We start from the raw sequence: 26,879 nt of genomic DNA, 5'->3' as shown, positions 1-26,879 counted from the left end.
GCACAGACACCCCCACAGAGCCAACCCCGGAGTCGGAGGTCACGCGATGGCGACAGGTACCACGTACGGAGCCCGCGCCCACGCCCGCGCCCAGGAGGGCGGCCGCGCCGAGGCCATGCCCGTCGTGCCGGCCGCCGACTGGCCGGACCCGCCCTGCGCGGCCGGCCACCTGGTGTGGGCCGAGACGGTCGCGGGCGGCAACTACACGCACCGCGTGCTGGCCCGCGGCACCGAACTGCGCCTGACCGACCTGCACGGCGACGCCTGCGCGCACCTGCTGCTGTACGCGGCCGACCGGCCCTGGGAGCGGCTCAACGTCGCCGACACGGTGAAGGTCCAGTGGAACGCCTACCTCGGCGAGGGGCAGTTGCTCCTGTCCGACCAGGGCCGCGTCCTCGCGAGCGTCGTCACCGACACCTCCGGACGCCACGACGCCCTGTGCGGTACCTCCACCCTGGTCCGCAACACCGAGCGGTACGGCGACGGCACCCCGCAGTCCCCGTCCCCCGCCGGACGCGAACTGTTCAAGCTGGCCGCCGCGAAGAACGGCCTCGAACCCCGCGATCTGCCACCCTCGCTCTCCTTCTTCCAGGGCGTGCGGATCGCCGAGGACGGCTCCCTCGACTTCACCGGCTCCACCGGCCCCGGCGGCAGCGTCACCCTGCGCGCCGAGCAGGACGTCACCGTGCTGATCGCCAACGTGCCGCACCCGGCCGACCCGCGCCCCGAGTACGTCAGCACCCCGCTGGAGGTGCTCGCCTGGCGCGCCGCGCCGACCACGCCGGGCGACCCGCTGTGGGACGCCTCCCCCGAGGGCCGCCGCGCCTTCCTGAACACCGCCGATTTCCTCGCCGCGAGGGGGCTCGCATGACGACCGTGGAGACACCCGTGAAGACCGTGGAAGTGCCGGCCCGCGCCGCCTGGTCCGCGATCGTCCGTGCGGGCGGCACCCTCACCATCACCGATCTGCACGGCAACCAGGCCGTCGACTTCCTCGTCTACGACGCCCACGACACGTCGGTCCGCTACAGCGCGCCCGACACCATCCAGGCCCAGGGCAACCTCTTCCTCACCACCGGCAGCGTGCTCATGTCCAACGAGCACACCCCGCTCATGACCGTGACCGATGACGAGGTGGGCCGCCACGACACGGTCGGCGGCGCCTGCTCCAAGGAGTCCAACACCCTGCGCTACGGCCACCACACCTGGTCGCAGCACGCATGCGTGGACAACTTCCTCGCCGAGGGCGCCAAGTACGGCCTGGGCAAGCGGGACCTGGTCTCCAACATCAACTGGTACATGAACGTGCCGGTCGAGCAGGACGGCACGCTCGGCATCGTCGACGGCATCTCCGCGCCGGGCCTGAAACTGACCCTGCGCGCGGATCGGGACGTCCTGGTCCTGGTCTCCAACTGCCCCCAGATCAACAACCCTTGCAACGGCTTCGACCCGACGGCGGTGGAGATGACGATCACCGGAGCGCCGGCATGAGCCTCACCCCCGACAGGAACCCCGCCTCCGACACCGCGCTCGCCTTCGACACCCTCCTGGTCGCCAACCGCGGCGAGATCGCGGTCCGCATCATCCGCACCGCCCGCGAACTCGGCCTGCGCACCATCGCCGTGTACTCCGACCCCGACCGCTCGGCCCCGCACGTCCGGCTCGCCGACGAGGCGGTCCGGCTCGGTCCGGCGCCCGCGAAGGAGTCGTACCTCGACGCCGACCTGGTGCTGAAGGCGGCCAAGGACGCGGGCGCGGGTGCCATTCACCCCGGCTACGGCTTCCTGTCCGAGGACGCGGCCTTCGCGCGGCGCTGCGAGGACGCCGGGATCGTGTTCGTCGGACCGACGCCGGAGCAGCTGGAGTTGTTCGGCGCGAAGCACACGGCACGGGCGGCGGCAGAGGCGGCCGGGGTACAACTGGCACCGGGAACAGGCCTGTTGGCGGACCTCGACGAGGCGCTCGCCCAAGCCGCGCTGATCGGTTACCCCGTCATGCTGAAAGCGACCGGCGGCGGTGGCGGTATCGGCATGTCGGCATGCCGGTCGGCCGCCGAACTGACCGACGCCTGGGAGCGGGTGCAGCGTGTCGCCGCCGCGTCCTTCTCCTCCGCCGGCGTCTTCCTGGAACGCCTGGTGGAGCACGCCCGCCATGTCGAGGTGCAGGTCTTCGGCGACGGCGACGGCAAGGTCGTCACCTTCGGCGACCGCGACTGCTCCCTGCAGCGCCGTAACCAGAAGGTCGTCGAGGAGGCTCCGGCCCCGGACCTGCCCGACCACGTCCGCACCCAACTCGCCTTCTCCGCCCGCGACTTGTGCGCCTCCGTCGGCTACCGCTCGGCCGGCACCGTCGAGTTCGTCTACGACGCCGCCCGCGAGGCGGCCTACTTCCTTGAGGTCAACACCCGCCTCCAGGTGGAACACCCGGTCACCGAGGAGATCTACGGCGTCGACCTGGTCGCCTGGATGCTCCGCCTGGCCGGCGGCGAGCGCGACGTCGTCCGCGACCCGGGCCCACCGCACGGTCACGCCGTCGAGGCCCGTCTCTACGCCGAGGACCCCTCCCGCGAACACCGGCCCAGCGCGGGCCTGTTGACGCGGGTGGAGTTCCCGACGGGCGTCCGCGTGGACGGCTGGGTGGAGACCGGCACCGAGGTGACGACGTCGTACGACCCGATGCTCGCGAAGGTCATCGCGTACGGCCCCGACCGCGCGCACGCCCTGCGTCGCCTGGACGAGGCGCTGGGCCGCACCCGGGTCGACGGCATCGAGACCAACCTGGGCCTGGTCCGGGCGGCACTGGCCGACCGGGACTTCGGCGCGGCCACGCACTCCACGGCCACCCTTGCCGCGGTGACCGACCCCACCCCGCGCGTCGAGGTGGTGACCGGCGGCACGCTCACCACGGTCCAGGACTGGCCCGGCCGCACCGGTTACTGGCAGGTCGGCGTGCCCCCGTGCGGTCCGATGGACGACCGCTCCTTCAGGCTCGGCAACCGGGCCCTGGGCAACCCCGAGGGCGCGCCAGGCCTCGAATGCACGCTCCAGGGACCGACGTTGAGATTCACGCACGCCACCACGGTGTGCGTGACGGGCGCCCCGGCCCCGGTGACGGTCGACGGCGCGCCGGTAGCGCAGTGGGAGCCGGTGACCGTTCCGGCGGGCGCCGTCCTGGAGATCGGCACCCCGTCGCAGCACGGCCTGCGGACGTACGTCCTGTTCGCGGGCGGCGGCCTGGACGTCCCCGCCTTCCTCGGCAGCGCGAGCACCTTCACGCTGGGCCGGTTCGGCGGCCACGGCGGCCGGGCGCTGCGCACGGGTGACGTCCTGCACGGCGGCACACTCGCCGAGGGCACTCCCGTACCGCCCGCGGATCGCCCGGCCTTCGGCGCCGTATGGGACGTGGCAGCCGTCGAAGGTCCGCACGCGGCACCGGAGTTCTTCACCGAGGACGACATCCACGACTTCTACGCGGCCGACTGGAAGGTCCACTTCAACTCGGCCCGCACGGGCGTCCGCCTGGTCGGCCCGAAGCCGCGCTGGGCGCGCACCGACGGCGGCGAGGCGGGCCTGCACCCGTCCAACATCCACGACACGCCGTACTCGGTCGGCGCCGTCGACTACACGGGCGACATGCCGGTCCTGCTGGGCCCCGACGGCCCCTCCCTCGGCGGCTTCGTCTGCCCGGCGACCGTCACCAGCCAAGAGCGCTGGAAACTGGGCCAGTTCAGGCCCGGCGACACGGTCCGCTTCCGCCCGGTGAACGTCGACGGCTCCCCCCGTCCCGACATCGTGGACGGCGGAATCCTGGCCCGGGACGGAGACGTCACCTTCCGCCGCAGCGGCGACGACAACCTCCTCGTCGAATTCGGCCCCATGCAGTTGGACCTGGCACAGCGCATGCGGGTCCACGCCCTGATGGAGGCGGTGTCGGAGGCCGACTTCGAAGGCGTCACGGACCTCACCCCCGGCATCCGCTCCCTGCAGATCCAGACGGACCCCACCCGTCTCCCCCAACACGAACTCCTCACCTCCGTACGGGAGACAGCGGCAGCCCTCCCACCCACGGACCAGCTGATCGTCCCCTCCCGCACGGTCCATCTCCCCCTCTCCTGGGACGACCCGGCCACCCGCGAGGCCATCGCCCGCTACATGGCGGGCGTCCGCGACGACGCCCCCTGGTGCCCCTGGAACATCGAGTTCATCCGCCGGGTCAACGGCCTGGAGTCGGTCGACGACGTCTACCGCACGGTCTTCGACGCCGAATACCTCGTACTGGGCCTGGGAGACGTCTACTTGGGCGCCCCGGTCGCCACGCCCCTCGACCCGCGCCACCGCCTGGTGACGACCAAGTACAACCCGGCCCGCACCTGGACGGCCGAGAACTCCGTCGGCATCGGCGGCGCCTACCTCTGCATCTACGGCATGGAGGGCCCGGGCGGCTACCAGTTCGTGGGCCGTACGACCCAGGTGTGGTCGGGCTGGCAGCAGCGGGGCGCCTTCGAGCCGGGCTCGCCCTGGCTGCTGCGGTTCTTCGACCGCATCAAGTGGTACCCGGTGGAGGCGGACGAACTCCTCGACCTGCGGGCCGACATCACCTCCGGCCGCTTCGTGCCGCGCATCGAGGAGGGCACCTTCTCACTGGCCGCGTACGAGGGTTTCCTCGCCGAACAGGCCGATTCCATAGCGGAGTTCAGGTCACGGCAGCAGGCGGCCTTCGCCACCGAGCGGGACGCCTGGGAGGCGGCCGGCGAGTTCGCCCGCGCCGAGGCCGCGTCCGCACCGGCCGCGCCGCAGGCCGAGGTGACCGTGCCGGCGGGCGGCCGACTGATAGAGGCCGAATTCGCGGCCTCCGTATGGCAGTTGAACGTAGAACCCGGCGACGAGGTGACGGCCGGACAGCCGCTCCTCGCGCTGGAGGCGATGAAGATGGAGTCCAGGGTGCACGCGCCGGTCGACGGCGTGGTGGCGGAGATCCTGGCCCGGCCGGGCGACCAGGTGGAGGCGGGGACGGCACTGGTCGTCCTCGCTCCGGCCACGAACCGATAGTCGAGGAGCACGTATGTCCAGCACAGTGTCCCGGGTCGGCGCCGCGTACGACCGCATCGCGGCCGTGGACCGCCCGGAGATCTGGATCGACCTGCGCCCCCCCGCGGAGGTCGAGGCCGAGGCCCGGTCGATCGACGAGCGATTGGCATCCGGCGAGCAACTCCCGCTCGCGGGCCGCCTGTTCGCCGTCAAGGGCAACATCGACGTGCACGGCCTTCCGACCACCGCGGGCTGCCCGGCGTACGCGTACACCCCGGAGTCGGACGCTCCGGTGGTGGCCCGCCTCCGGGCGGCCGGCGCGGTGGTCCTCGGCACGACCAATCTCGATCAGTTCGCGACCGGCCTGGTCGGCACCCGCTCGCCGCACGGGGCCGTCCGCAACGCCGTCGACCCGACCCGGATCAGCGGCGGCTCCAGCTCCGGTTCGGCGGTCGCCGTGGCCCTGGGCATCGTCGACTTCGCCCTCGGCACCGACACGGCGGGCTCGGGTCGGGTCCCGGCCGCCTTCAACGGCATCGTCGGCATCAAGCCGACCCGTGGCCTGGTCCCGACGGAGGGCGTGGTCCCGGCCTGCGCGTCCCTGGACTGCGTGACGGTCTTCGCCCGCACCCTCCCGGAGGCCGAACAAGCCCTGGCGTTCATGACCTCCCCACCGACCCGGGACCTCCCCCCGCTCCCCCAGCGCCCCCCGGGCCCCTGGCGCGTGGCGATCCCCTCCCCCGGCCAACTGGGCGAACTGGACGAGGGCTGGTCGGAGGCGTACGAGGCTGCCGTGGCCCGGCTGAGGGCAGCGGGCGCGGACGTCCGTACCCTCGACCTGAGCGCCTTCACGGAGGCGGCGGCGATGCTGTACGAGGGCGCGTTCGTGGCCGAGCGCTACACGGCCGTGGGGAGTTTTATCGACAAGGCGATCGCGGACGGCGTCGACGGCCTGGACCCCACGGTCACCGGCATCATCACCCGAGCCCGCGACATCCCGGCCCACCGCCTGTACACGGACCTAGACCGCCTGGCCGCCCTCCGCACCCGGGCCCTCACCGAACTGGCCGACGCGGACGCCCTGCTGCTCCCGACGACCCCAGGCCACCCAACCCTGGCCGAGGTAGCCGCCGGCCCCCTGGGCACCAACGCCCGCCTGGGCCGCTTCACCAACTCCACCAACCTCTTCGACCTGTCAGCGCTGTCCGTCCCGTCGGGCGAGGTCAACGGCCTCCCGTACGGCGTCATGCTGATCGGCCCGGCCTTCACGGAGGACCGCCTGGGCAGCATCGCGCGCCTGCTGGAACCGGAGACACGTATCGCGGTAGTGGGCGCCCACCTGACGGGCCAGCCCCTGAACCCCCAACTCCTGTCCCTGGGTGCCCGCTTGGACCGCACGACCACCACGGCCCCGGTCTACCGATTGCACGCCCTCGCGACGACCCCACCGAAGCCGGGCCTGGTACACGTGGGTGAGGAGGGAGGAGCGGCGATCGAGACAGAGGTATGGCGCCTACCGGCAGAAGGCCTGGGCCGCCTACTGACCGCCCTCCCCCGCCCGATGACGCTGGGCAGCGTGGAGTTGGCGGACGGCACTGCTGTCCCCGGCTTCCTGTGCGAACCGGCGGCACTGACGAACGCCGAGGACATCACCAGGTATGGAGGTTGGCGCTCATTTCTAAACCGGGGGTAGGGGCAACGCCGCCAGGGGCGCGGGGCTGTATCGATGTGCGGCTCCGCCGCGTGGGCGCGACCAGCCACGGCGAACCCGCACCCGCCAACGAACAGGTCACCCCACAGACGAGTAGGCCACAACCCCCCGCAACAACTGATCAACCGCCTTACGCGCAGCCTTCGCCACAGTCGACCCCTCTGCCGCGGATGCCGCCGAAATCTGCCCCAGTACATCGATCACCTGCTTGCACCACCGAACAAAGTCCCCGGCCGGCATCTCCGCCTCCCGCAGCACCTCATCCAGCCCCTTGCCCGAAGCCCACATATACGCAGGCCAGGCAAACCCAAGATCGGGCTCCCGCTGTCCGACCCCTTCGGTCTGGCTGATCCGGAAGTCCTCCTCAAGGGCATCGAGCCGCCCCCAGATCCGCACCATCTCCCCCAGCGCGGCCTTGGCCTTACCCGACGGCACCTTCGGCGCCATCGCATCGTCCCCGACCCGCGCCTCGTACACCAACGCGGAAACGCACGCGGCGAGTTCGGCGGGACCGAGCCCTTCCCACACGCCGGCCCGCAGACACTCACTCGCCAGCAGGTCCAACTCGCCGTACAGCCGCGCCAGCCGCTTGCCGTGCTCGGTGACCTCGTCGCCCCGCAGATAGTCCAGCTCGGTCAGCAGCGCCACGATCCGGTCGAAGGTCCGCGCGATCGTGTTCGTCCGGCCCTCGATCCGCCGCTCCAGCTGCGAGGTGTCCCGCATCAGCCGGTGATACCGCTCGGCCCAACGCGCGTGATCCTCACGGTCGTTGCACCCATGGCACGGGTGCGCCCGGATCGCCGTACGCAGCCGGGCGATCTCACGGTCGTCGGCCGCCTGGGCGCGCTTCTTGCGGGCCCGCTCCGGCGGGATGTGCCCGGCCTTGGTGCGCAGCGCGGAGGCGAGGTCCCGACGGGACTGCGGTGAGCGCGGGTTGAAGGACTTCGGGATGCGCATCCGCTCCAACGCCTCGACCGGCACCGGGAAGTCCATCGACGCGAGCCGCTTGACCTGCCGCTCGGCGGTCAGGACCAGCGGGCGGGGCCCGTCGTGGTGCTCGAAGCCGCGGTGGCCGTTGGACCGGCCGGCCGGCAGCCCCGGGTCCAACACCAGCGCCAGGCCCGCGTACTTGCCGGTCGGGACGTGGATGACGTCCCCGGGCTTGAGCTTCTCCAGCGCCACCGCCGCCTCGGCCCGCCGCTCGACCGCGCCCTGTCTGGCCAGTTCGTTCTCGCGGTCCTTGAGCTCGCGGCGCAGGGTCATGTACTCGTCGAAGTCGCCGAGGTGGCAGGTCATGGAGTCCTTGTAGCCCTCCAGGCCCTCCTCGTTGCGCTGCACCTGCCGCGAGATCCCGACGACCGACTTGTCGGCCTGGAACTGCGCGAAGGACGTCTCCAGGAGTTCGCGCGAGCGGTGCCGGCCGAACTGCTCGACCAGGTTGACCGCCATGTTGTACGACGGCTTGAAGCTGGAGCGCAGCGGGTACGTACGCGTGCCGGCCAGGCCCGCGAGGTGCTCGGGGCTGATGCCCCGCTGCCACAGCACGACCGCGTGGCCCTCGATGTCGATGCCGCGCCGGCCGGCGCGCCCCGTCAACTGCGTGTACTCGCCGGGGGTGATGTCGGCGTGCTCCTGCCCGTTCCACTTGACGAGCTTCTCCAGCACCACCGAGCGCGCGGGCATGTTGATGCCGAGCGCGAGGGTCTCGGTCGCGAACACGGCCTTCACGAGGCCGTGCAGGAACAGTTCCTCCACAACCTCCTTGAACGTCGGCAGCATGCCCGCGTGGTGGGCCGCGATGCCGCGCTCAAGGCCTTCCAGCCACTCGTAGTACCCGAGGACGTGCAGATCCTCGTTCGGGATGGACGCCGTGCGTTCCTCGACGATGGCGCGCACTTTCTCCCGCGCCTCGTCGTCGTTGAGCCGCAGCCCGGCGAACAGGCACTGCTGCACGGCGGCCTCGCAGGCGGCGCGGCTGAAGATGAACGTGATGGCGGGCAGCAGGCCCTCGGAGTCGAGGCGCTCGATGACCTCGGGGCGGCTCGGGGTCCACACCCGTGAGCGCTGTCTGCGCTCCCGCTCCCGGTCGGCCTCGCGCATCGCGCGGCCGCGTCTGCGGTCCTGGTAGGACGGGCGCTGGGCCTCCATGCGGGCCAGCCGCGTGAGGTCGGGGTTGACGGCCTTCTTGCTGCCCTCGCCCTCCTCGAAGAGGTCGTACATCCGGCGTCCGGCGAGCACGTGCTGGAACAGCGGCACGGGCCGGTGCTCGGAGACGATCACCTCGGTGTCGCCGCGGACGGTGTCGAGCCAGTCGCCGAACTCCTCGGCGTTCGACACGGTCGCCGACAGGGACACCAGGGTCACGGACTCCGGCAGGTGGATGATCACCTCTTCCCATACGGCGCCGCGGAAGCGGTCGGAGAGGTAGTGCACCTCGTCCATGACCACGTAGCCGAGGCCGAGGAGGGTCTGCGAGCCGGCGTACAGCATGTTCCGCAGCACCTCGGTGGTCATCACGACCACCGGTGCCTCGGAGTTGACGCTGTTGTCGCCGGTGAGCAGGCCGACCTTGTCCACGCCGTAGCGGCGGCACAGGTCGGCGTACTTCTGGTTCGACAGCGCCTTGATGGGTGTCGTGTAGAAGCATTTCTTGCCCTGCTGGAGGGCGAGGTGGACGGCGAACTCGCCCACGATCGTCTTGCCGGAGCCGGTGGGAGCCGCGACCAGCACGCCCTTGCCGGCTTCGAGCGCCTTGCAGGCCTCGATCTGGAAGGGGTCGAGGCCGAAGTCGTACATCTCGCGGAAGTCGGCGAGCGCGGTGGCCTGCTCGGCAGCGCGACTGCGGGCAGCCGCGTACCGCTCGGCCGGTGAGAGGTCCTCTGTCATCGTGCTTTCGAGCGTACCGGGCCCCACTGACAACAGGACGATCATTATCCGTATCCACCCCTGGCAAACCCCGGATCCCCGCAGCTCAGCGACGGAACGGGAACTGCTCACGGCGACCGGCGGGCACCGCCCGCAACGCGAAAGCGGCCGGGTGCGCCCGGTGGGCGCCCCGGCCGCGATCCGCGGTGAGGGTGACGAACGGGTCGTCAGGTCACGTCGTCATAGCCGTTGACCCGGTCCGTGCTCGCCTGTTCGGGCAGTGCGCGGCTGGCGGAGACGGTCTCGATCTCGCCGATGTCCTCGGGGGTGAGGTCCAGGTCGGAGGCCTCGTCGTCGTCCGGGCCCTCGGCCTCGCGGCGACGCTTGCGCCGGTCGTTGACCAGGGAGAAGACGACCGCGGCGAAGTACAGGACCCAGATCGGTCCGGCGAGTGCCAGCATGGTCAGCGGGTCCGTGCTCGGGGTCGCGACGGCCGCGAACACGGTGATGCCCATGATCATCGCGCGCCACCAGCCGAGCATCCGCTTGCCGGTGAGCACGCCGGTGAGGTTGAGCATGATCAGCAGCAACGGCAGCTCGAAGGAGAGGCCGAAGACGAGCACCATGCGGGTGACCAGGTCGAGCAGGTCGTCCAGCGGCAGCAGGTTGTTGACGTCCTTCGGCGTGAAGCCGATGAGCACCTTCGCGGTGGTGGGCAGCACCCGGTAGGCGAAGTAGGCGCCGCCGAGGAACAGCGGGACGCCGGTGCCGACGAACGCGTAGGCGTACTTGCGCTCGTGGCGGTGCAGGCCGGGGGCGACGAAGGCCCACAGCTGGTAGAGCCACACCGGGGAGGCCAGCACGACGCCGGCCATCAGCGACACCTTCAGAGCCAGTGTGAACGGCGTCAGCAGACCGTTGATCGTGATCTGCGCACACTGGTGGGTCTTGTCGCTGGATTTCGCCAACTGTTCGAAGGTCTGGCCGCAGCCGACCGAGTCGAGCACCGGTTTGGTGATGATGTTGACGATGTCGTTGTAGAAGAAGGCAGCCACGGCCGTGACGACAACGATGGCCAGCATCGCCTTCGCGAGCCGGTTGCGGAGCTCACGAAGGTGTTCCGCGAGGGGCATCCGCCCCTCGGGGTCCCTCTCCTTCTTGCGGGCAGGCTTCAGCAACCCACGTTCCCATCTCGTGCGGCGGGCCGGAGGTCACCGGCCCGGCATCAGGCCTTCGTGGTATCCGTCGGCTCGGTGACCGGGCGCGAGCTGGTCACGTCTCCGGGAGAGGCCTGGATGGTGCGCGGCGCCTGGGTCTGCTCGCCGGTGGTGGGCGCCTGGGCGGTGGCGGAGCTGTTGTTGCCCTCGTCCTTCATCGCCTTGGCCTCGCTCTTGAGGATGCGCGCGGACTTGCCGAGCGAACGGGCCATGTCCGGAAGCTTCTTCGCGCCGAAGAGCAGGATGATGACGACGAGGATGAGAATGATCTCGGGGGCTCCGAGCCTTCCGAACATAAGTCTTTACCTTCTCACCGAGGCGGCTGGGTGGGGGTGCTGTCCGATCGGTCGGACATCTGTCCGATCAACCGTGCTGACAGCGATCGTAACGCTCAGGGGTAAACGTGAGGCAATCCCCGTGCGTACTCCCGGTCCGCGGTCCGCGCCTCGTTCGCCGGGCCGCGACCAGCAGCGTACCTGCCGCAGTGGCAAGGGTGACAGGCCGAAGTGACCCAAAACGCCTCCGGCGCGGGACTCACACGCCCCGCACAGTGCGGCTCACAGAGAGTCGACCGTGCGCGCGGTGCTCACCGCGGCCTTCTCCAGGTCCTCCGCGGCCCGGTTGATCCGGCGTGCGGCGTCCGTCACCTGCAGTCCCAGGCGCCGCGCCTCCAGGAAGACCCGAACCGCCAGTACTCCGAGGACCGCGAGGCCCAGAAATCCCACCGCTACCGCGAACATCGGCCAGAACATGGAGGCGAGCCTAGAGGGTCTGGTGGGCGGAGTGCAGACGCAGGGTCTTGACCCCGCCGCCCGTCAACAGCTCGACGATCCGCTCCCCCGCGGGCTTGCGCACCAGGGAGTCGCAGTCGGGGCAGGTGAAGGAGTAGAAGGTGGTGCGGCTCGTGGCACCGATGGCCAGGCGCAGGTCGCTCGCGGTGAGCTCGAAACTGCCCCGGCACTCCGGGCAGCCGGCCCGGAACGTCACCGGAGAGACGCTTCTCATCCCCGCGAAGGCCGACGCGACCGACATCCCCTGCACACCCATGTCCTGCACACTCATGTCCTGCACACCGGACATCGACGACTCGCTCAAAGCTCCTGCTCCTGCCTGTCGTGGTGCTGGTCGAAGGTCCCGTCGTGAACCGTGCCGGCGCCCTGCGGGCCCTGTGCCTCGACGCCGTCGTACGCCGCCAGCGCCTCCCGGGCCGCCTGGCGGGCGCTGTCGGCGAGGTCGTGCGGCGAGACGATGCGGCCGTCGCGCCCGAGCCGCAGCGCCAGGCGTCGCAGAGAGGTCGGGTCGGGGGTACGCAGAGTGATACGCAGCCCGCCGTCCGGAAGCTCATCCGCACTGTCGTGCGGGTAGTACTCGGCGACCCAGCGCCCGCCAGGGCCCACCTCCACGACGACCTCCGGGTCCTCGGCGGCCGGCTGCACCAGCGCTTCCGACAGGTCCCGCAGCTCCATCTCGGGCGGCGCGGACGGCTCGTCCAGGATGCGGATCTCGGCGACCCGGTCGAGCCGGAAGGTGCGGCGCGCCTCGGAGCGCCGGCACCACGCCTCCACGTAGGTGTGCCCGACGCTGACCAGGCGGATGGGGTCGATCTCGCGCTCGGTCAGCTCGTCGCGAGCCGGTGAGTAGTAGCGGATCCACAGCCGGCGGCGCTCGGAGATGGCCCGGTCGACGTCCGCGAAGACGCCACCCTCGGCCTCGAAGGTGACCGAGAGGCGGGAGCTGGCGCCCGCGGCCTCGCCGGCCGCGGTCTCCACCTTGGCGGTGGCCCGCAGCAGCGCCTGCCGGTCGCTCTCGCGCAGCCCCGGCAGGGTGGACACGGCCCGGCCCGCCACCAGCAGCGCGGTCGCCTCGTCGGCGGCCAGCCGCAGCGGTTCGGCCGCCTCCTCGCCGAGGGCGGCGGGGTTGTGCCACCAGATCCGGTCGCCGTCGGTGTCGATGTCGAGGAGGTCGCCGCCGCGGAAGCTGGTGCCGCACATGGGCAGCACGTCGAGGTCGGAGACCAGCTCGTCCTCGGTGATCCCGAACGCGCGGGCGACGTCCTCGACGCGTGCGCCGGGCCGCTCCCGCAGATAGGTCACCAGCGAGAGCATCCGCCGGGTCTGGTCGATGGCGCTCGCTGGCCTGACCGGTTTGCCTGCCACTGTGTTGTCCGCTCCCCCTCAGCCCTTGGCCACGGCGCGCAGCCGGTCCACCACGTCCGCGCGCAGCTCGGCCGGCTCAAGGACCACCACGTCCGGCCCGAACTCCACCAGCCAGGCGTCCAGCCCGTGCCCGTACGGAATCTCCAACTCGTCCCAGCCGTCGCCGAGTTCCCGCACCGAGGTGGCCTTCGCCCGAAGGGGGTAACCGGATCCGGTGCGCAGCCGGATCAGCGCGGACCGGTCGGCGTTCTCCCCCGCCCAACTCGCCACGGTCTCCCGGACGGTGACGACGTCGGGGATCTCGGCGGTGAACTGTCCCGTGCGGCTGCGCACCCGGCCGGTGATCCGGGAGAGCCGGAAGACCCGCTCGGCGCTGCGGTCGCGGTCCCAGCCGGCCAGGTACCAGTGGCCGCGCCAGCACTCCAGCGCCCACGGCTCCACGTGCCGGGGCTCGGGGTGGGCGGCAGTGGCCTTGCGGTAGTCGAAGACGACCGGGCGGCGGTCGCGGCAGGCGAGCATCAGCGGCTCGAACGCCGCCTCGTGCACGGGGATACGGGGCTCGAGGGCGCCGTGCGCCTCGTAGGGATCGACGTCCTCGGGCAGACCGGCCGCGCGCAGTTTCTGCAGGGCGCCGCTGGCCGCGCCGGCGAGTCGGGCCTGCTGCCAGACCTTGGCGGCGAGGCCGAGCGCGGCGGCCTCCTCGGCGTCGAGGGTGATGGGCGGCAGGCGGTTGCTGTCGCGGCGGGCCAGGTAGCCCATCTCGCCGTCCAGGTTCTCCACGGTCTCGATGACCAGGCCGAGTTCGCGCAGATCGTCCTTGTCCCGCTCGAACATCCGGTTGAAGGAGTCGTCGCTGCCGGCTTCGAGATAGGCCTCGATGGACTCGCGCAGTTCACGCTTGCTGAGCGGCCGCCGCGTCCCGAGCAGACACAGCGCCAGGTTCATCAGCCGCTCTGCCTTGGCAATGGCCATCGACGCCCTTCGCCTCCCTATGGTGCTTACGGACGATGACCGTACCGCCCCGCGGTGGCACGGCAAAAGCCGAGGCCCATGCCCGGACGGGCATGGGCCCCGGCTGATCGGGTCCGGTCGGATCCGTCGATCAGACGCCGACCAGGTCGACCACGAAGATCAGGGTCTCGCCGGGCTTGATCGCCGGGGTCGGGCTCTGGTTGCCGTAGGCGAGGTGGGCCGGGATGGTCAGCTGGCGACGGCCGCCGACCTTCATGCCCTGGACGCCCTGGTCCCAGCCCTTGATGACACGGCCGCCGCCCAGCGGGAAGCGGAACGGGGTGCCGCGGTTCCAACTGGCGTCGAACTCCTCGCCGGTGCTGAAGGCCACGCCGACGTAGTGGACGGTGACGGTCTGGCCCGCCTGCGCCACCTCCCCGTCGCCCTCCCAGATGTCCTTGATCTCCAGGTCCGCCGGGGGCTCGCCGCCCGGGAAGTCGATCTCGGGCTTCTCGATGCTCACGTCTCTAGCTCCTGCTTTGTCTGCGAAAAGGCAACACACACAGTCTTACACCCCGTCGGTGCTACATCTTGGCCAGGATGTCCACCGAGAAGACCAGCACGGAGTCCTTCTTGATGCCGCTGCCGGCCGGCGGGCTGTCGCCGTAACCCAGGCTCGGCGGAATGACGATGAGGACGCGGCTGCCGACCTTCTTGCCGGTCAGACCCTGCGCCCAGCCCTTGACGACCTGCTCCAGGGAGAACGAGGTAAGCGCACTGCGGCTGTACGTCGAGTCGAACTCCTTGCCCGTGTCCCACAGGACGCCCTTGTACTGCACGAGCACGCTGGAGTTGGCGGCGACCTCGTCGCCGTCGCCCTCGATGACGTACTCCGCCACGAGCTTGGTCGGCGCGTCCCCCTTGGGGATGTCGATGGAGGGCGCCTTGCCGTCGGTGTTGGTGCCGACCTTCGGCAGCTTGGCGTCGCTCTGGGGAACGTCGGTGCCCTTGGCGGAGCTCTTGCCGTTGAACGTGTCCTGGATGTCGACCACGAACGCCAGCGTGTCGGTGCCCTTGATGCCCGCCTGCGAGTTGCCCTCGGTGCCGTAGCCCCAGGTGGGCGGCACGGAGAACTCGACGCGGCTGCCGGTCTTCTTGCCCGTCAGGGCGTAGCGCCAGCCGTCGATGATGCCGCCCTGGGCGAGCTGGATGATCAACTGCGTCTTGCGGTCGTAGGAGTTGTCGAAGACCTTCGCCGTGGACCAGATCTGGCCGAGGTAGTGGGCCTGGATGAAGTCGTTCTCCGCGACGGTCTTGCCGCCTCCCGCGATGACCGTCTTGACCGCGAGCTGCTTCGACGGGTCGCCGGTGCCCTTGGCGACGGTCGGCTTCTCACCGAACTTCGTGCCCGCCGTGATGGCCGGCAGCGGACCGTCGACGATCTTCGGCGGCGGAGGCGCGGAGGCGGACGCCGAATCGGTGGGCGAGGGCGAGGCGCTGTCGCTGGCCTTGCTCGAGTCGGACTTGTCGTCGTCACCGCATCCGGCGAGCGTGACCAGTCCTGCGGGTACGGCGATGAGTAGGGAGCGTCGGCGCACGGTGAAGGCCTCGTATCGGTCGATCTTGATGATGGCGTGCGCGCAACTCTACGGCGTGAGAAGGGCGCCGCACTGGAAACGTGCGGCGCCCGTGTTGCGTTCCGGTCCGTCACCGGAACGCGTTGTTCACATCTCTCACATTCCCGCGATCAGCTTCTCCACCCGGTCGTCGACGGAACGGAACGGGTCCTTGCACAACACCGTGCGCTGCGCCTGGTCGTTGAGCTTGAGGTGGACCCAGTCGACAGTGAAGTCCCGGCGCTGCTCCTGGGCTCGGCGGATGAAGTCGCCGCGCAGTCGGGCCCGAGTGGTCTGCGGGGGCACGGACTTGCCCTCGAAGATCTTCAAGTCGTTGCAGATCCGGGCCGCTTGGCCCTTGCGCTCCAGGAGGTAGTAAAGACCCCGCCTCCGGTGGATGTCGTGGTAGGCGAGGTCGATCTGCGCGACGCGCGGGTGGGACATGGTCATGTTGTGCTTGGCGCGGTACCGCTCGATGAGCTTGTACTTCATGACCCAGTCGATCTCGGTACCGATCCGGTCGAGGTCCTCGGCCTCGATCGAGTCCAGGGTGCGGCCCCACAGCTCCAGGACCTGGTCCACGACGCCGGTGCGGATGCCACGCCGCTCGACGAAGTCCACGGCCTTCTCGTAGTACTCGCGCTGCACCTCGAGGGCGGAGGCCTCCCGGCCGCTGGCCAGGCGCACCTTGCGCCGGCCGGTGATGTCGTGGCTGACCTCGCGGATCGCCCGGATCGGGTTCTCCAGGGTCAGGTCGCGCATCACGGTGCCCGCCTCGATCATGCGCAGCACCAGGTCGGTGGCGCCGACCTTGAGCAGCATGGTGGTCTCGGACATGTTCGAGTCGCCGACGATGACGTGCAGGCGGCGGTAGCGCTCGGCGTCCGCGTGCGGTTCGTCGCGCGTGTTGATGATGGGCCGGGAGCGGGTCGTCGCCGAGGAGACGCCCTCCCAGATGTGCTCGGCCCGCTGGCTCACGCAGTACACCGCGCCGCGCGGGGTCTGCAGCACCTTGCCCGCCCCGCACAGGAGCTGGCGGGTGACCAGGAACGGAATGAGGATGTCCGCGAGCCGGGAGAACTCCCCGTGCCGGGCGACGAGATAGTTCTCGTGGCACCCGTAGGAGTTGCCCGCCGAGTCGGTGTTGTTCTTGAAGAGGTAGACGTCGCCCGCGATTCCTTCCTCGTGCAGGCGTCGTTCCGCGTCCACCAGGAGTCCTTCGAGAATGCGCTCGCCGGCCTTGTCGTGGGTGACCAGTTCGGTCACGTTGTCACATTCCGGTGTCGCGTATTCCGGATGTGATCCCACGTCGAGATAGAGGCGGGCGCCGTTCCGCAGAAAGACATTGCTGCTTCGGCCCCATGACACGACACGGCGGAAGAGGTACCGCGCCACCTCGTCGGGAGACAGGCGGCGCTGTCCCCTGAACGTACATGTGACGCCGTACTCGTTCTCCAGCCCGAAAATGCGGCGGTCCATGACTGAACATTACGCCCGATCCCCTGAGCTGAAACGGGGTTCGACCGCACGGTTTGGATCATTTTCCGATGAAGCCGCAACGACCGCGCCCCCTGCGGGAGCTGCGAGGACCCGTCCGGTGGCCAGCAGAACCAGCAGCGACACGGCTCCCGCGGCACCCGGCACGACGAAGCCCCACACCGCCCCGCCCCACTCGACGACCGGGCCCGCCAGGCCCGTTCCGACCGACGAACCCACGGTGAACGTGGTCACGATCCAGGAGAACGCCTCGGTGACCGTCCCGCGCGGCGCGTGCCGGTCGACCAGGACGAACGCGCAGGCGAGACAGGGCGCCAGGAAGAGCCCCGCGACGGCCGTGAGCGCCGTCATGGCGACCGGACCCGGCGTCAGCGCGAGCGGCAGGTAACACACCGCCAGAAGGGCGACCAGCACCCGCAGTCGACGCTCCGGCGGCCCGCTCCACTGCCGCGCGCCGTACGCCGTGCCGCCGACGAGCGCGCCGAGACCGATGCCGGCCATCAGCCACCCGTACACCGCGTCCCCGCCGTGATCGTCGGCGTAGGACACGGCGGCCACCGTGATGGAGCCGAGCGCGATGCCCACGGCCAGGAACGCGCCGAGCAGCACCAGCAGCCCGGGCGAGCGCAACGCGCCCAGCCAGTGCGCCTCACGCGGCGCCGACCGCCACGCGCGCGAAGGCGGCGACACGACCACCGAGAGCGCGCCCAGCACCCCGACGACGTTGATGAGCACGAGCGCCGCCTGCGCCGACCACAGCGACACGCACAGGGTCACCAGCAGCGGGCCGACGGTGAACATGACTTCCTGGGCGACCGCGTCCATCGCGTACGCCGTCTGCACCTGACCCTCACGGGGCAGGACCGAGGACCACAGCGCCCGCAGACCGCCCTCCAGAGGAGGCGTGAAGAGCCCGGAGAGCGCCACGCACGCGTAGGCGAGCGCCAACGGGTCGGTGCCGGTGAAGGCGAAGGCGGACATCGCGAGCGCCGAGACGAGCGCGGCCGGCAGCTGGACCCGCGGCTGCCCGTACAGGTCCACGAACCGGCCCAGCAACGGCTGCCCCACGGCGTTGGCGACCCCGTACGCCGCGGCGAGCCCGCCCGCGAGGCTGTAGGTGCCGCCCTCGGAGCGGACGAACAGCACGATGGCGATCGCGGCGACCGCGCACGGCAGCCGGCCCACGAGCGTGCCGGCGAGCAGGCGGGCGGCATGCCGAGCCCTGAGGATCTCCACGTATCCCGCAGCCATGTCCGCTTCCCCTCACCCGCAACGCCGAAGTTTTACGTATAACTCCTTCTCTCATACGTACCATGTGCGCTGTTCACCAGTCCAGACGAAGGACCAGCCGAAGGAGCGACCCGCCGGTGTCACCAGGCAGCACCCGCCCCACGAGCCGAGACGTCGCCCAGGCCGCCGGCGTCTCCCAGGCCGCGGTCTCCCTGGTACTCGGCGACAAGTGGCGCGGCCGGGTCTCGGAGACCACCGCCGAACGCGTCCGGGAAGCCGCCCGCGACCTCGGCTACCGACCCAACCTCGCCGCACGCAACCTGCGCCTGGGCCGCACCCGCACCGTGCTCCTCGTCGTACCCGCGCTGACCACCGAGTTCTTCGCCGGCGTCTACACCGGGGCCGCCCGCGTCGCCGCCGACCACGGATTCGGCGTGGTCCTCTACCCCTCCCCCGAGGGCATCGGCCCCGCCAGAGACCCCTTCGCGTCCGCCCAGGCGGCCCTGGACGGCGTCATCGCCTCCTCCATGGCCGCCGACGCCCTCACCGCCATCAGGGGCGACCAGCTGCCCCTGGTGATGCTCGACAGCGACCCCGAGGGCAGCCTCGGCGCGGCCACCGTGAACCTGGACATCACCGACGGCGTCCGTCAGGTCGCCGAACACCTGCTCGACCTCGGCCACCGCCACTTCCTGCACCTCGCCGCCGACGTACCCTCGTGGACCTTCGAGGTACGCGGGCGTGAACTGGCCGCCCGGGTCGGCGCAGTGCCCGGCACATCCGTACGCACCGTCCACGCGCCGATCTCCATCGACGACGCCCTCACCGCCGCCTCGACCGCCCTGGCCGCGCCCGGACCCCGACCCACGGCACTGGTGTGCGACGACGACAAGCTGGCAGCCGGCGCCTACAAGGCCGCCCGGCGCCTGGGCCTGCGCGTCCCCGACGACCTCTCCGTCACCGGCCTGGACGACCTCGCCCTGGCCACCGCCCTCGACCCCGAGCTGACCACCGTACGGCTGGACGCCGAACTCTTCGGCGAACACGGCATGCGCGCCCTGCTGGCCGTCCTGGAAGGCCGCACACCCGACGCGGGCGACATCCCCGTCGAACTGGTCGTACGAGGCTCCACAGCGCCCCCCAGCACCCCCTGAACGCCCTGTGCCCCGGCCGTGACGACGGCCGGGGCACACAGTGGACGGGGTGGCGACGGTGTCACTCCTCCTCGGAGGTCTCCTCCGGCTCCTCGTCGGACGCGTCATCCGTCGTGGCCGTCGCCGAACCGTCCGCATCCAGCAGACGCGAAAGCTGACGGCCCACGATCCGCTTGAACTTGCGCTGCTGCGGACGCGTACGGTCCAGAACCGCGACCTCCAGACGCTCCGCGGGAATGTCCCGCTGAGTGCCGTTCGACTCACGGGACAAAGCCTGCACCGCCAGCTTCAGCGCTTCCGCGAGGGTCATGCCCTCCTCGTGACGCTGATCCAGGTAATTGCTGATCAACTCGGCGTTGCCACCGACCGCGACCGAACCGTGCTCGTCCACGATCGAACCGTCGTGCGGCAACCGATAGATCTGGTCACCCTCGGGCGTGTCGCCGACCTCCGCGACCACCAGCTCCACCTCGTACGGCTTCTCGGCCGCACTGGAGAAGATCGTGCCCAGCGTCTGGGCATAGACGTTGGCGAGACCGCGGGCGGTCACGTCGTCCCGGTCGTAGGTGTAACCCCGCAGATCGGCATAACGGACGCCACCGATACGGAGGTTCTCGTACTCGTTGTACTTGCCCGCGGCAGCGAAACCGATCCGGTCATAGATCTCGCTGAACTTGTGCAGCGCACGGGAAGGGTTCTCGCCGACGAAGACGATGCCGTCGGCGTACTGGATCACGACCAGGCTGCGGCCGCGCGCGATGCCCTTGCGGGCGTACTCGGCCCGGTCGGCCATCGCCTGCTGGGGTGAGACATAGAACGGCGTCGACACCGGCTATCCGTCCCTTTCTTCGGAGGGTTCCGTCGAGTTCACAGGATCACCTTGCTGAAACCGGGCGCCGACTACAGCAGCGCGGCCCGCGGGCCGTCCGGCTGCTCCAGGCGCCGCGCCAGGATCGAACGGGCGATCTCGGAGGACTCCTCGTCGTTGAGCCGACGGAAGCCGTCGTCGGTGATCACAGTGACGATCGGATAGATCCGGCGCGCGACATCGGGACCACCGGTCGCCGAGTCGTCGTCCGCCGCGTCATAGAGGGCCTGGACCACGAGAGTCGTGGCCTCCGCCTCGTTCAGGTCGTCACGGTAGAGCTTCTTCATGGCACCGCGCGCGAAGATCGAACCGGAGCCCGTGGCCGCGAAGCCGTGCTCCTCCGAGCGGCCACCCGTCACGTCGTAGGAGAAGATGCGGCCCCGGTCACGGTCCACATCGAACCCCGCGAAGAGGGGAACCACGGCCAGGCCCTGCATGGCCATGCCGAGGTTGGAACGGATCATGGTCGACAGGCGGTTCGCCTTGCCCTCCAGGGAGAGCTGCGCCCCCTCGACCTTCTCGAAGTGCTCCAGCTCCAGCTGGAACAGCTTCACCATCTCGACGGCCAGGCCCGCCGTACCGGCGATACCGACGGCGGAGTACTCGTCCGCCGGGAACACCTTCTCGATGTCGCGCTGGGCGATGACATTGCCCATGGTGGCCCTGCGGTCACCGGCGAGCACGACACCGCCCGGGAAGGTCACGGCCACGATCGTGGTGCCGTGCGGCGCCTCGATCACACCCTGCGTGGGCGGCAGTTGACGCCTGCCCGGCAGCATCTCGGGCTGATGGTCGGACAGGAAGTCCATGAAGGACGAGGATCCCGGCGTCAGGAAGGCAGCTGGTAGACGCCCGGTGCTACGAGTGTTGGCTTCCACGCGATTCCTTCCACGTAAGCAGCAGCCCGCCTTATGGCATCGGGCCGATCCTTGAACTGCCCCAGTGCGGCATTGCAGCTGAAGCACAGTACGCCTCGGACCCTACCCGTCTGATGGCAGTGATCCACATGTTCGGCAGGGGCCGCCAAGCATATGCAGCAGATGCCCAACTGATCGGCGATCAACGCGTCCAACTCCGCCGACGCGAGACCGTACTTGCGCTTGAAGTAGCTGATCCGGTTCCGCTCGGCACGGCACTCGCGGCAGTAGCTCGACCAACCGTCCGCCGAAGATCTGTTGCGTTCCCACTCGGCATGCGGCTTCACCACCTCGCACTGCGGGCACCGCTTGTGACCGGATGGCACCGGCACCTTCTCGCGGACCTTCTTCCCCTTGGCCTCCTGGCGCTGCCGGTAGTACTCGGCAGAGCACTCCCGGCAGTACGCCTGGAGACCGTCGGGCATCGATCTGTTGCCGGCGAATGCCGATCGAGGGAGCTGCTCCTTGCACCGCGAGCAACGCCTACCCTCTACGGCTTCCCTCATCCCCCGTAACCTTCGATTCAAAGGAAATGGGCGCCTACTGCCCACCCTTTTGAACGAAGGACCTCACGAAATCCTCTGCGTTCTCCTCGAGCACATCGTCGATTTCGTCCAGCACGGAGTCGACGTCGTCGCTCAGCTTCTCCTGGCGCTCCTTGAGGTCTTCGGATGCCTGCGCCTCGGGCGCCTCCTCGACCTCCTCGGTTGAGCGCGTCGCCTTCTGCTGGCCGCCGCCGGTGTCCTTGGTCGCCATAACCCTCACCCCGCTCGGTTCGACGTTCTTGATCAGACCCTACAAGCAGGGTCCGACATCGGCCCCGCAGTTCTCTCAACGTACGGGGACCACCTCGATGATTCCCGGCCGCCGGCTTTTCCACCCTGTCGGGCGGAGACGGCACCAGTACCCGCTCAGCCGCCGGAAAGTACCTTGACCAGGTCTTCCGCCGTGCGGCAGCGGTCCAGGAGCTCCTTGACGTGATTTCGCGTTCCGCGTAGCGGTTCCAGGGTTGGGACCCGCTGCAGGGAGTCGCGGCCCGGCAGATCGAAGATCACCGAGTCCCAGGAGGCCGCCGCCACGTCGTCCGCGTACTGCTCCAGACAGCGTCCGCGGAAGTACGCGCGCGTGTCCTCCGGGGGCTTCGTACGGGCCCGCTCGACGTCTTCCTCGCCCAGCAGCCGCTTGATCCGGCCACGGGCGGCGAGACGGTTGTAGAGGCCCTTCTCGGCCCGTACGTCGGCGTACTGGAGGTCGACCAGCTGGAGGCGGGCGGCGTCCCAGTCGAGGCCGTCACGGCGCCGGTAGCCCTCCATGAGCTCTCGCTTGGCGACCCAGTCCAGCTCGCCGGCCAGGCTCATGGGGTCGTTCTCCAGGCGGTTGAGGGTGTCCTCCCAGCGGGCCAGGACGTCCTTGGTCTGGTCGTCCGCGTCCGAGCCGTAGCGCTCCTCGACGTATTTGCGCGAGAGCTCGAAGTACTCCATCTGGAGCTGGACGGCGGTCAGCGTGCGGCCGCTGCGGAGGGTGACCAGGCGCTTGAGGGTGGGGTCGTGGGAGACCTGGTGGAGGGTGCGGACCGGTTGGTCCACGGCCAGGTCGACCGCGATGAAGCCGTCCTCGATCATGGAGAGCACGAGGGCGGTGGTACCGAGCTTGAGGTAGGTCGAGATCTCGGAGAGGTTCGCGTCGCCGATGATCACGTGCAGGCGGCGGTACTTCTCGGCGTCCGCGTGCGGTTCGTCGCGGGTGTTGATGATCGGTCGCTTGAGGGTGGTCTCCAGGCCGACCTCGACCTCGAAGTAGTCGGCGCGCTGGCTGAGCTGGAAGCCGTGCTCGTGTCCGTCCTGGCCGATGCCGACGCGGCCCGCTCCGGTGACGACCTGTCGGGAGACGAAGAAGGGCGTGAGGTGGCGCACGATGTCCGAGAAGGGGGTCTCCCGCTTCATCAGGTAGTTCTCGTGCGTGCCGTAGGAGGCGCCCTTGTTGTCGGTGTTGTTCTTGTAGAGGTGGATCGGCTGGGCGCCCGGGAGTTGGGCCGCGCGGTCGGCGGCCTCGGCCATGATGCGTTCGCCGGCCTTGTCCCACAGGACGGCGTCCATGGGGTTGGTGACTTCGGGGGAGCTGTACTCCGGGTGGGCGTGGTCGACGTAGAGCCGTGCGCCGTTGGTGAGGATGACATTGGCCAGGCCGATGTCCTCGTCGGTGAGCTGGCTCGAGTCGGCGGCCTCCCGGGCGAGGTCGAAGCCTCGCGCGTCGCGCAGCGGGTTCTCCTCCTCGAAGTCCCAGCGGGCCCGTCGGGCCCGGTGCATCGCCGCCGCGTAGGCGTTGACGATCTGGGACGAGGTGAGCATGGCATTGGCGTTGGGGTGACCGGGAACGGAGATGCCGTACTCCGTCTCGATGCCCATTACTCGCCGTACGGTCATGCGGCCCTCCTTGCCCGGCGATGTCCTCGGTCGGGGACGTCGCTCAAGTACCGCTGGCGCTCCGGTGCGTGTGCGGTGCCCGTCCCCGCACTGCGCGACTCGGCGGTACCGAAGAGCCTAGAACGGCTTTGCGCTGGTGGGGAGATCATTTTCGTCATTGCCTTGCTCGCCTTTGTTCCGGTCGTGGCCTGAAAAACAGTCGGCTGCGGGTACCCAGTTAGGGCACCCGCAGCCGCCCTGTCTTCTACAGGTACTGACCGGTGTTCGCCACCGTGTCGATGGAGCGTCCGGTGTCCGCTCCCTGCTTTCCGGTGATGAGGGTACGGATGTAGACGATCCGCTCGCCCTTCTTCCCGGAGATCCGGGCCCAGTCGTCGGGGTTGGTGGTGTTGGGCAGGTCCTCGTTCTCCTTGAACTCGTCCACGCAGGCCTGGAGGAGGTGGGAGACGCGGATGCCCTTCTGCTTGTCGTCGAGGAAGTCCTTGATGGCCATCTTCTTGGCGCGGCCGACGATGTTCTCGATCATGGCGCCGGAGTTGAAGTCCTTGAAGTAGAGGACTTCCTTGTCACCGTTGGCGTAGGTGACCTCCAGGAAGCGGTTCTCCTCGGATTCCGTGTACATGTGCTCGACGGCCGTCTGGATCATGCTTTCGACGGTGGTCGTCTTGCTGCCGCCGTGCTCGCCGAGGTCGTCGGGGTGCAGCGGGAGGCGTTCGGTGAGGTACTTGGCGAAGATGTCCTTCGCGGCTTCGGCGTCCGGGCGTTCGATCTTGATCTTCACGTCCAGGCGGCCGGGGCGCAGGATGGCGGGGTCGATCATGTCCTCGCGGTTGGAGGCGCCGATCACGACCACGTTCTGCAGGCCTTCGACACCGTCGATCTCGGCGAGCAGCTGGGGGACGATGGTGTTCTCCACGTCCGAGCTGACACCGGATCCACGGGTGCGGAAGAGGGATTCCATCTCGTCGAAGAAGACGATGACGGGTGTGCCCTCGCTGGCCTTCTCCCGTGCGCGCTGGAAGACGAGGCGGATCTGCCGCTCGGTCTCGCCGACGTACTTGTTGAGGAGTTCGGGGCCCTTGATGTTGAGGAAGAAGCTCTTGCCGGCGGCCTGGCCGGTGACCTCGGCGACCTTTTTGGCCAGCGAGTTGGCGACGGCCTTGGCGATGAGCGTCTTGCCGCATCCAGGCGGTCCGTAGAGCAGGACGCCCTTGGGCGGGCGCAGTTCGTGCTCCTTGAAGAGGTCCGGGTAGAGGTACGGGAGCTCGACCGCGTCGCGGATCATCTCGATCTGGCCGCCCAGACCGCCGATCTGCTCGTAGCCGATGTCGGGTACCTCTTCGAGGACGAGTTCCTCGACCTCGCTCTTGGGGACGACTTCGTAGACGTAACCGGAGCGGGGTTCGAGCAGGAGGGCGTCGCCGGGACGGATGACGACGTCGAGGAGCGGCTCGGCGAGCCGGACCACCCTCTCCTCGTCGGTGTGTCCCTGCACCAGGGCGCGTACGCCGTCCTCGAGAATCTCCTTGAGGGTGACGATGTCTCCGACGCTCTCGTACTCCATGGCCTCGACCACGTTGAGCGCTTCGTTGAGCATCACTTCCTGGCCGCGCCTGAGCTCGTCGAGCTCGACACTGGGACTGACGTTCACCCGGAGCTTGCGCCCGCCGGTGAAGATGTCGGCCGTGCCGTCCTCGTTGGCCTCGAGGAAGACACCGAAGCCGGCCGGGGGCTGTGCGAGCCGGTCGACCTCCTCCTTGAGGGCCACGATCTGGTCGCGGGCTTCACGGAGCGTGTTGGCGAGTCGCTCGTTCTGGGCGGACACGCCGGCCAAGTTGGTCTGCAGCTCGACGATCCGCTCTTCGAGAATCCTCGTGTGTCGCGGAGAGTCGGCGAGCTTGCGGCGCAGGACGGCGATCTCCTGCTCAAGGTAGGCAATCTGCCCGGCCGGGTCGTCGGACCCTCGTCCCGGGCGGATGCCGCGGTTCATGTCGTCGTCGTGGGCTGCCACGGTCCTCACCTCCTCCAAGGGGAGCTGGACGCTTCCAGACCCTACCTGGGTGGGTGTCGATTGAAACCCCTAGATCACAAAGACTGTCGAGGTGTGTCCGATCTTCACCCTTGCGCTCTCCCTCACGCCAGGGGAATACCCACCGAACATGATTGGGAAGCCGCCGGAGGTAGGGTCGAAGTGTTCAACACCCGTCAGAGCTGGCCTGATTCCCGTCGGCTCGACATCTAAACGGCAGGAGACATGAGCGTGCAGCAGGAGGCCGGAAGCGGCGGTGAGGCTCTGGAAGTCTGGATCGACCAGGACCTGTGTACCGGCGACGGCATCTGTGTGCAGTACGCGCCGGAGGTCTTCGAGCTGGACATCGACGGACTGGCTTATGTGCGGGGCGCGGGCGAGGAACTGTTGCAGGCCCCGGGTGCGACAACGCCCGTTCCGTTGCCGCTTCTCACGGATGTGGTGGACTCCGCGAAGGAGTGTCCGGGCGAGTGCATCCATGTACGGCGAGTTTCGGACAGGGTCGAGGTCTTCGGTCCGGACGCGCAGTGATGATCCGCGCGCGTTATGTCACGTCTGCCTGATTTCTCACCGGCTCTGGTGACGTGGGTCACACGCGTTGGGCACCGGCGGGTGTCGAGCGGACGAACGAGTCGTTCTTCCACTGCCACTTCACGCTGTCCTTGATGTCCGGGCAGCAGCGGGGCGTGTCCTTCGACGAGTAGCCGAACAGGGTGGCGAGGACGGCTCCGTCGCGCACCGAGAAGTCACTCACCGTGTTGCCGTCCTTGGGGTCGACCAGGGTGGCCACCAGGCGGGGCTTGCCGCCGTCCGCGGCGTGGGTGAGGACGTAGACGCCGTCGGGCGGGGTGCCCATCGCGGAGTCGCAGTGGACCACGGCCACCGTTTCGGGGCTGCCGTCGCCGTCGAGGTCTCCGGTGGCCTTCTCCCGCACCACGGCCTTCACCGGGCCGCAGCTGAGCGGGAAGCGCACGCCCGCGGGGTCCGGTGCGGTGGCGTGCGTGGCCTTCGCCGCCGGGGCGGCCGTCTGGGCCGTCGCGGAGTTGGGCTGCAGGACCGAGGACAGGGCTATCACGCCGGCGACTGCCGTGGCGGTGGCGACCCAGTGGATCGGACGGGTGTGCGTGTGTGCCAGTTCCGGGACGGCGGATTGCTGCACTAGGAGTGTCTCCTGTGAGGGCTGTGCCGGTGGGGGTGGCCTGCATCGTGCCACACGTC

At 69.5% G+C, this 26,879-nt stretch carries 24 protein-coding genes; 6 read left to right on the top strand and 18 right to left on the bottom strand.

Going from position 1 to position 26,879, the window contains the following annotated elements; all coding sequences use genetic code 11:
• The first annotated feature begins 46 nt into the window (after positions 1-46).
• The 4 genes from ACIQI8_RS39355 to atzF are packed head-to-tail and all read left to right on the top strand — an operon-like array spanning position 47 to position 6,720.
• A complete protein-coding gene (locus ACIQI8_RS39355) occupies positions 47-871 on the top strand; it encodes an urea amidolyase associated protein UAAP1 (RefSeq protein WP_402362077.1) in 825 nt (274 codons plus the stop codon).
• Positions 868-1,491, top strand: coding sequence for an urea amidolyase associated protein UAAP2 (locus ACIQI8_RS39350; RefSeq protein ID WP_402362074.1), 624 nt, complete (start codon positions 868-870; stop codon positions 1,489-1,491). The genes ACIQI8_RS39355 and ACIQI8_RS39350 overlap by 4 nt, the downstream gene beginning before the upstream one ends.
• A complete protein-coding gene (locus tag ACIQI8_RS39345; protein WP_402362071.1) occupies positions 1,488-5,048 on the top strand; it encodes a 5-oxoprolinase/urea amidolyase family protein in 3,561 nt (1,186 codons plus the stop codon). The genes ACIQI8_RS39350 and ACIQI8_RS39345 overlap by 4 nt, the downstream gene beginning before the upstream one ends.
• 13 nt (positions 5,049-5,061) lie before the next feature.
• Positions 5,062-6,720: an allophanate hydrolase gene (gene atzF, locus ACIQI8_RS39340; RefSeq protein ID WP_402362068.1), complete on the top strand. Its 1,659-nt coding sequence runs from the start codon at positions 5,062-5,064 to the stop codon at positions 6,718-6,720.
• Between the two features lie 96 nt (positions 6,721-6,816).
• On the opposite strand, the gene ACIQI8_RS39335 is transcribed toward atzF, so the two are convergent.
• From ACIQI8_RS39335 to ACIQI8_RS39285, 11 genes are all read right to left on the bottom strand, one after another.
• Complete coding sequence (locus ACIQI8_RS39335; RefSeq protein ID WP_402362065.1) at positions 6,817-9,669, bottom strand: DEAD/DEAH box helicase; 2,853 nt, start codon at positions 9,667-9,669, stop codon at positions 6,817-6,819.
• 161 nt (positions 9,670-9,830) lie between these two features.
• Positions 9,831-10,781, bottom strand: a complete 951-nt coding sequence (gene tatC / locus ACIQI8_RS39330) for a twin-arginine translocase subunit TatC (RefSeq protein ID WP_402362062.1) — start codon at positions 10,779-10,781, stop codon at positions 9,831-9,833.
• 47 nt (positions 10,782-10,828) lie between these two features.
• Positions 10,829-11,116 carry a Sec-independent protein translocase subunit TatA gene (tatA, locus tag ACIQI8_RS39325; protein ID WP_402362059.1) on the bottom strand — a complete coding sequence of 96 codons (288 nt, stop codon included), beginning with the start codon at positions 11,114-11,116 and terminating at the stop codon, positions 10,829-10,831.
• A 261-nt stretch (positions 11,117-11,377) separates the two neighbouring features.
• Positions 11,378-11,572 (bottom strand): hypothetical protein, encoded by a 195-nt coding sequence (locus ACIQI8_RS39320; protein ID WP_280877892.1) that lies wholly within the window; start codon positions 11,570-11,572, stop codon positions 11,378-11,380.
• Positions 11,573-11,582: 10 nt separating this feature from the next.
• Positions 11,583-11,915, bottom strand: coding sequence for a hypothetical protein (locus tag ACIQI8_RS39315; RefSeq protein WP_402362056.1), 333 nt, complete (start codon positions 11,913-11,915; stop codon positions 11,583-11,585).
• Complete coding sequence (locus ACIQI8_RS39310; protein WP_402362054.1) at positions 11,912-12,976, bottom strand: helix-turn-helix transcriptional regulator; 1,065 nt, start codon at positions 12,974-12,976, stop codon at positions 11,912-11,914. Before ACIQI8_RS39310 ends, ACIQI8_RS39315 begins: the two co-directional genes overlap by 4 nt.
• Positions 12,977-12,994: 18 nt before the next feature.
• The gene (locus tag ACIQI8_RS39305; RefSeq protein ID WP_402362051.1) at positions 12,995-13,948 is read right to left on the bottom strand and encodes a helix-turn-helix transcriptional regulator; all 954 of its coding nucleotides are present in this window, start codon (positions 13,946-13,948) and stop codon (positions 12,995-12,997) included.
• Between the two features lie 130 nt (positions 13,949-14,078).
• Complete coding sequence (locus ACIQI8_RS39300; protein WP_402362048.1) at positions 14,079-14,450, bottom strand: FKBP-type peptidyl-prolyl cis-trans isomerase; 372 nt, start codon at positions 14,448-14,450, stop codon at positions 14,079-14,081.
• A gap of 61 nt (positions 14,451-14,511) precedes the next feature.
• Complete coding sequence (locus ACIQI8_RS39295) at positions 14,512-15,525, bottom strand: FKBP-type peptidyl-prolyl cis-trans isomerase (protein WP_402362045.1); 1,014 nt, start codon at positions 15,523-15,525, stop codon at positions 14,512-14,514.
• Positions 15,526-15,660: 135 nt separating this feature from the next.
• Positions 15,661-17,022, bottom strand: a complete 1,362-nt coding sequence (pafA, locus tag ACIQI8_RS39290) for a Pup--protein ligase (RefSeq protein WP_124002698.1) — start codon at positions 17,020-17,022, stop codon at positions 15,661-15,663.
• A gap of 9 nt (positions 17,023-17,031) precedes the next feature.
• Positions 17,032-18,291: an MFS transporter gene (locus tag ACIQI8_RS39285; protein ID WP_402362042.1), complete on the bottom strand. Its 1,260-nt coding sequence runs from the start codon at positions 18,289-18,291 to the stop codon at positions 17,032-17,034.
• A gap of 62 nt (positions 18,292-18,353) precedes the next feature.
• Here ACIQI8_RS39285 and ACIQI8_RS39280 point away from each other — a divergent pair, with 62 nt between their 5' ends.
• Positions 18,354-19,424 (top strand): LacI family DNA-binding transcriptional regulator, encoded by a 1,071-nt coding sequence (locus tag ACIQI8_RS39280; protein WP_402362039.1) that lies wholly within the window; start codon positions 18,354-18,356, stop codon positions 19,422-19,424.
• Positions 19,425-19,485: 61 nt separating this feature from the next.
• On the opposite strand, the gene prcA is transcribed toward ACIQI8_RS39280, so the two are convergent.
• The 6 genes from prcA to arc form a co-directional block, all read right to left on the bottom strand.
• A complete protein-coding gene (prcA, locus tag ACIQI8_RS39275) occupies positions 19,486-20,253 on the bottom strand; it encodes a proteasome subunit alpha (RefSeq protein WP_402362036.1) in 768 nt (255 codons plus the stop codon).
• 71 nt (positions 20,254-20,324) lie between these two features.
• Complete coding sequence (prcB, locus tag ACIQI8_RS39270; RefSeq protein WP_402362034.1) at positions 20,325-21,170, bottom strand: proteasome subunit beta; 846 nt, start codon at positions 21,168-21,170, stop codon at positions 20,325-20,327.
• Positions 21,122-21,715 carry an endonuclease VII domain-containing protein gene (locus ACIQI8_RS39265; RefSeq protein ID WP_402362031.1) on the bottom strand — a complete coding sequence of 198 codons (594 nt, stop codon included), beginning with the start codon at positions 21,713-21,715 and terminating at the stop codon, positions 21,122-21,124. Before ACIQI8_RS39265 ends, prcB begins: the two co-directional genes overlap by 49 nt.
• Positions 21,716-21,749: 34 nt before the next feature.
• The gene (locus ACIQI8_RS39260; protein WP_030606474.1) at positions 21,750-21,965 is read right to left on the bottom strand and encodes a ubiquitin-like protein Pup; all 216 of its coding nucleotides are present in this window, start codon (positions 21,963-21,965) and stop codon (positions 21,750-21,752) included.
• A gap of 155 nt (positions 21,966-22,120) precedes the next feature.
• Positions 22,121-23,632 carry a depupylase/deamidase Dop gene (gene dop, locus ACIQI8_RS39255; RefSeq protein WP_402362027.1) on the bottom strand — a complete coding sequence of 504 codons (1,512 nt, stop codon included), beginning with the start codon at positions 23,630-23,632 and terminating at the stop codon, positions 22,121-22,123.
• Positions 23,633-23,876: 244 nt separating this feature from the next.
• Positions 23,877-25,643 carry a proteasome ATPase gene (gene arc, locus ACIQI8_RS39250; protein WP_402362024.1) on the bottom strand — a complete coding sequence of 589 codons (1,767 nt, stop codon included), beginning with the start codon at positions 25,641-25,643 and terminating at the stop codon, positions 23,877-23,879.
• Positions 25,644-25,886: 243 nt separating this feature from the next.
• Here arc and ACIQI8_RS39245 point away from each other — a divergent pair, with 243 nt between their 5' ends.
• The gene (locus tag ACIQI8_RS39245) at positions 25,887-26,192 is read left to right on the top strand and encodes a ferredoxin (RefSeq protein WP_402362021.1); all 306 of its coding nucleotides are present in this window, start codon (positions 25,887-25,889) and stop codon (positions 26,190-26,192) included.
• A 58-nt stretch (positions 26,193-26,250) separates the two neighbouring features.
• Here ACIQI8_RS39245 and ACIQI8_RS39240 read toward each other — a convergent pair whose 3' ends face one another.
• Complete coding sequence (locus ACIQI8_RS39240) at positions 26,251-26,820, bottom strand: hypothetical protein (protein WP_402362018.1); 570 nt, start codon at positions 26,818-26,820, stop codon at positions 26,251-26,253.
• Between the last annotated feature and the right edge of the window lie 59 nt (positions 26,821-26,879).

It is taken from the genome of Streptomyces sp. NPDC092369, assembly GCF_044755245.1.
Taxonomy (GTDB): domain Bacteria; phylum Actinomycetota; class Actinomycetes; order Streptomycetales; family Streptomycetaceae; genus Streptomyces.
This window is presented reverse-complemented; position numbering and strand designations above follow the sequence as displayed.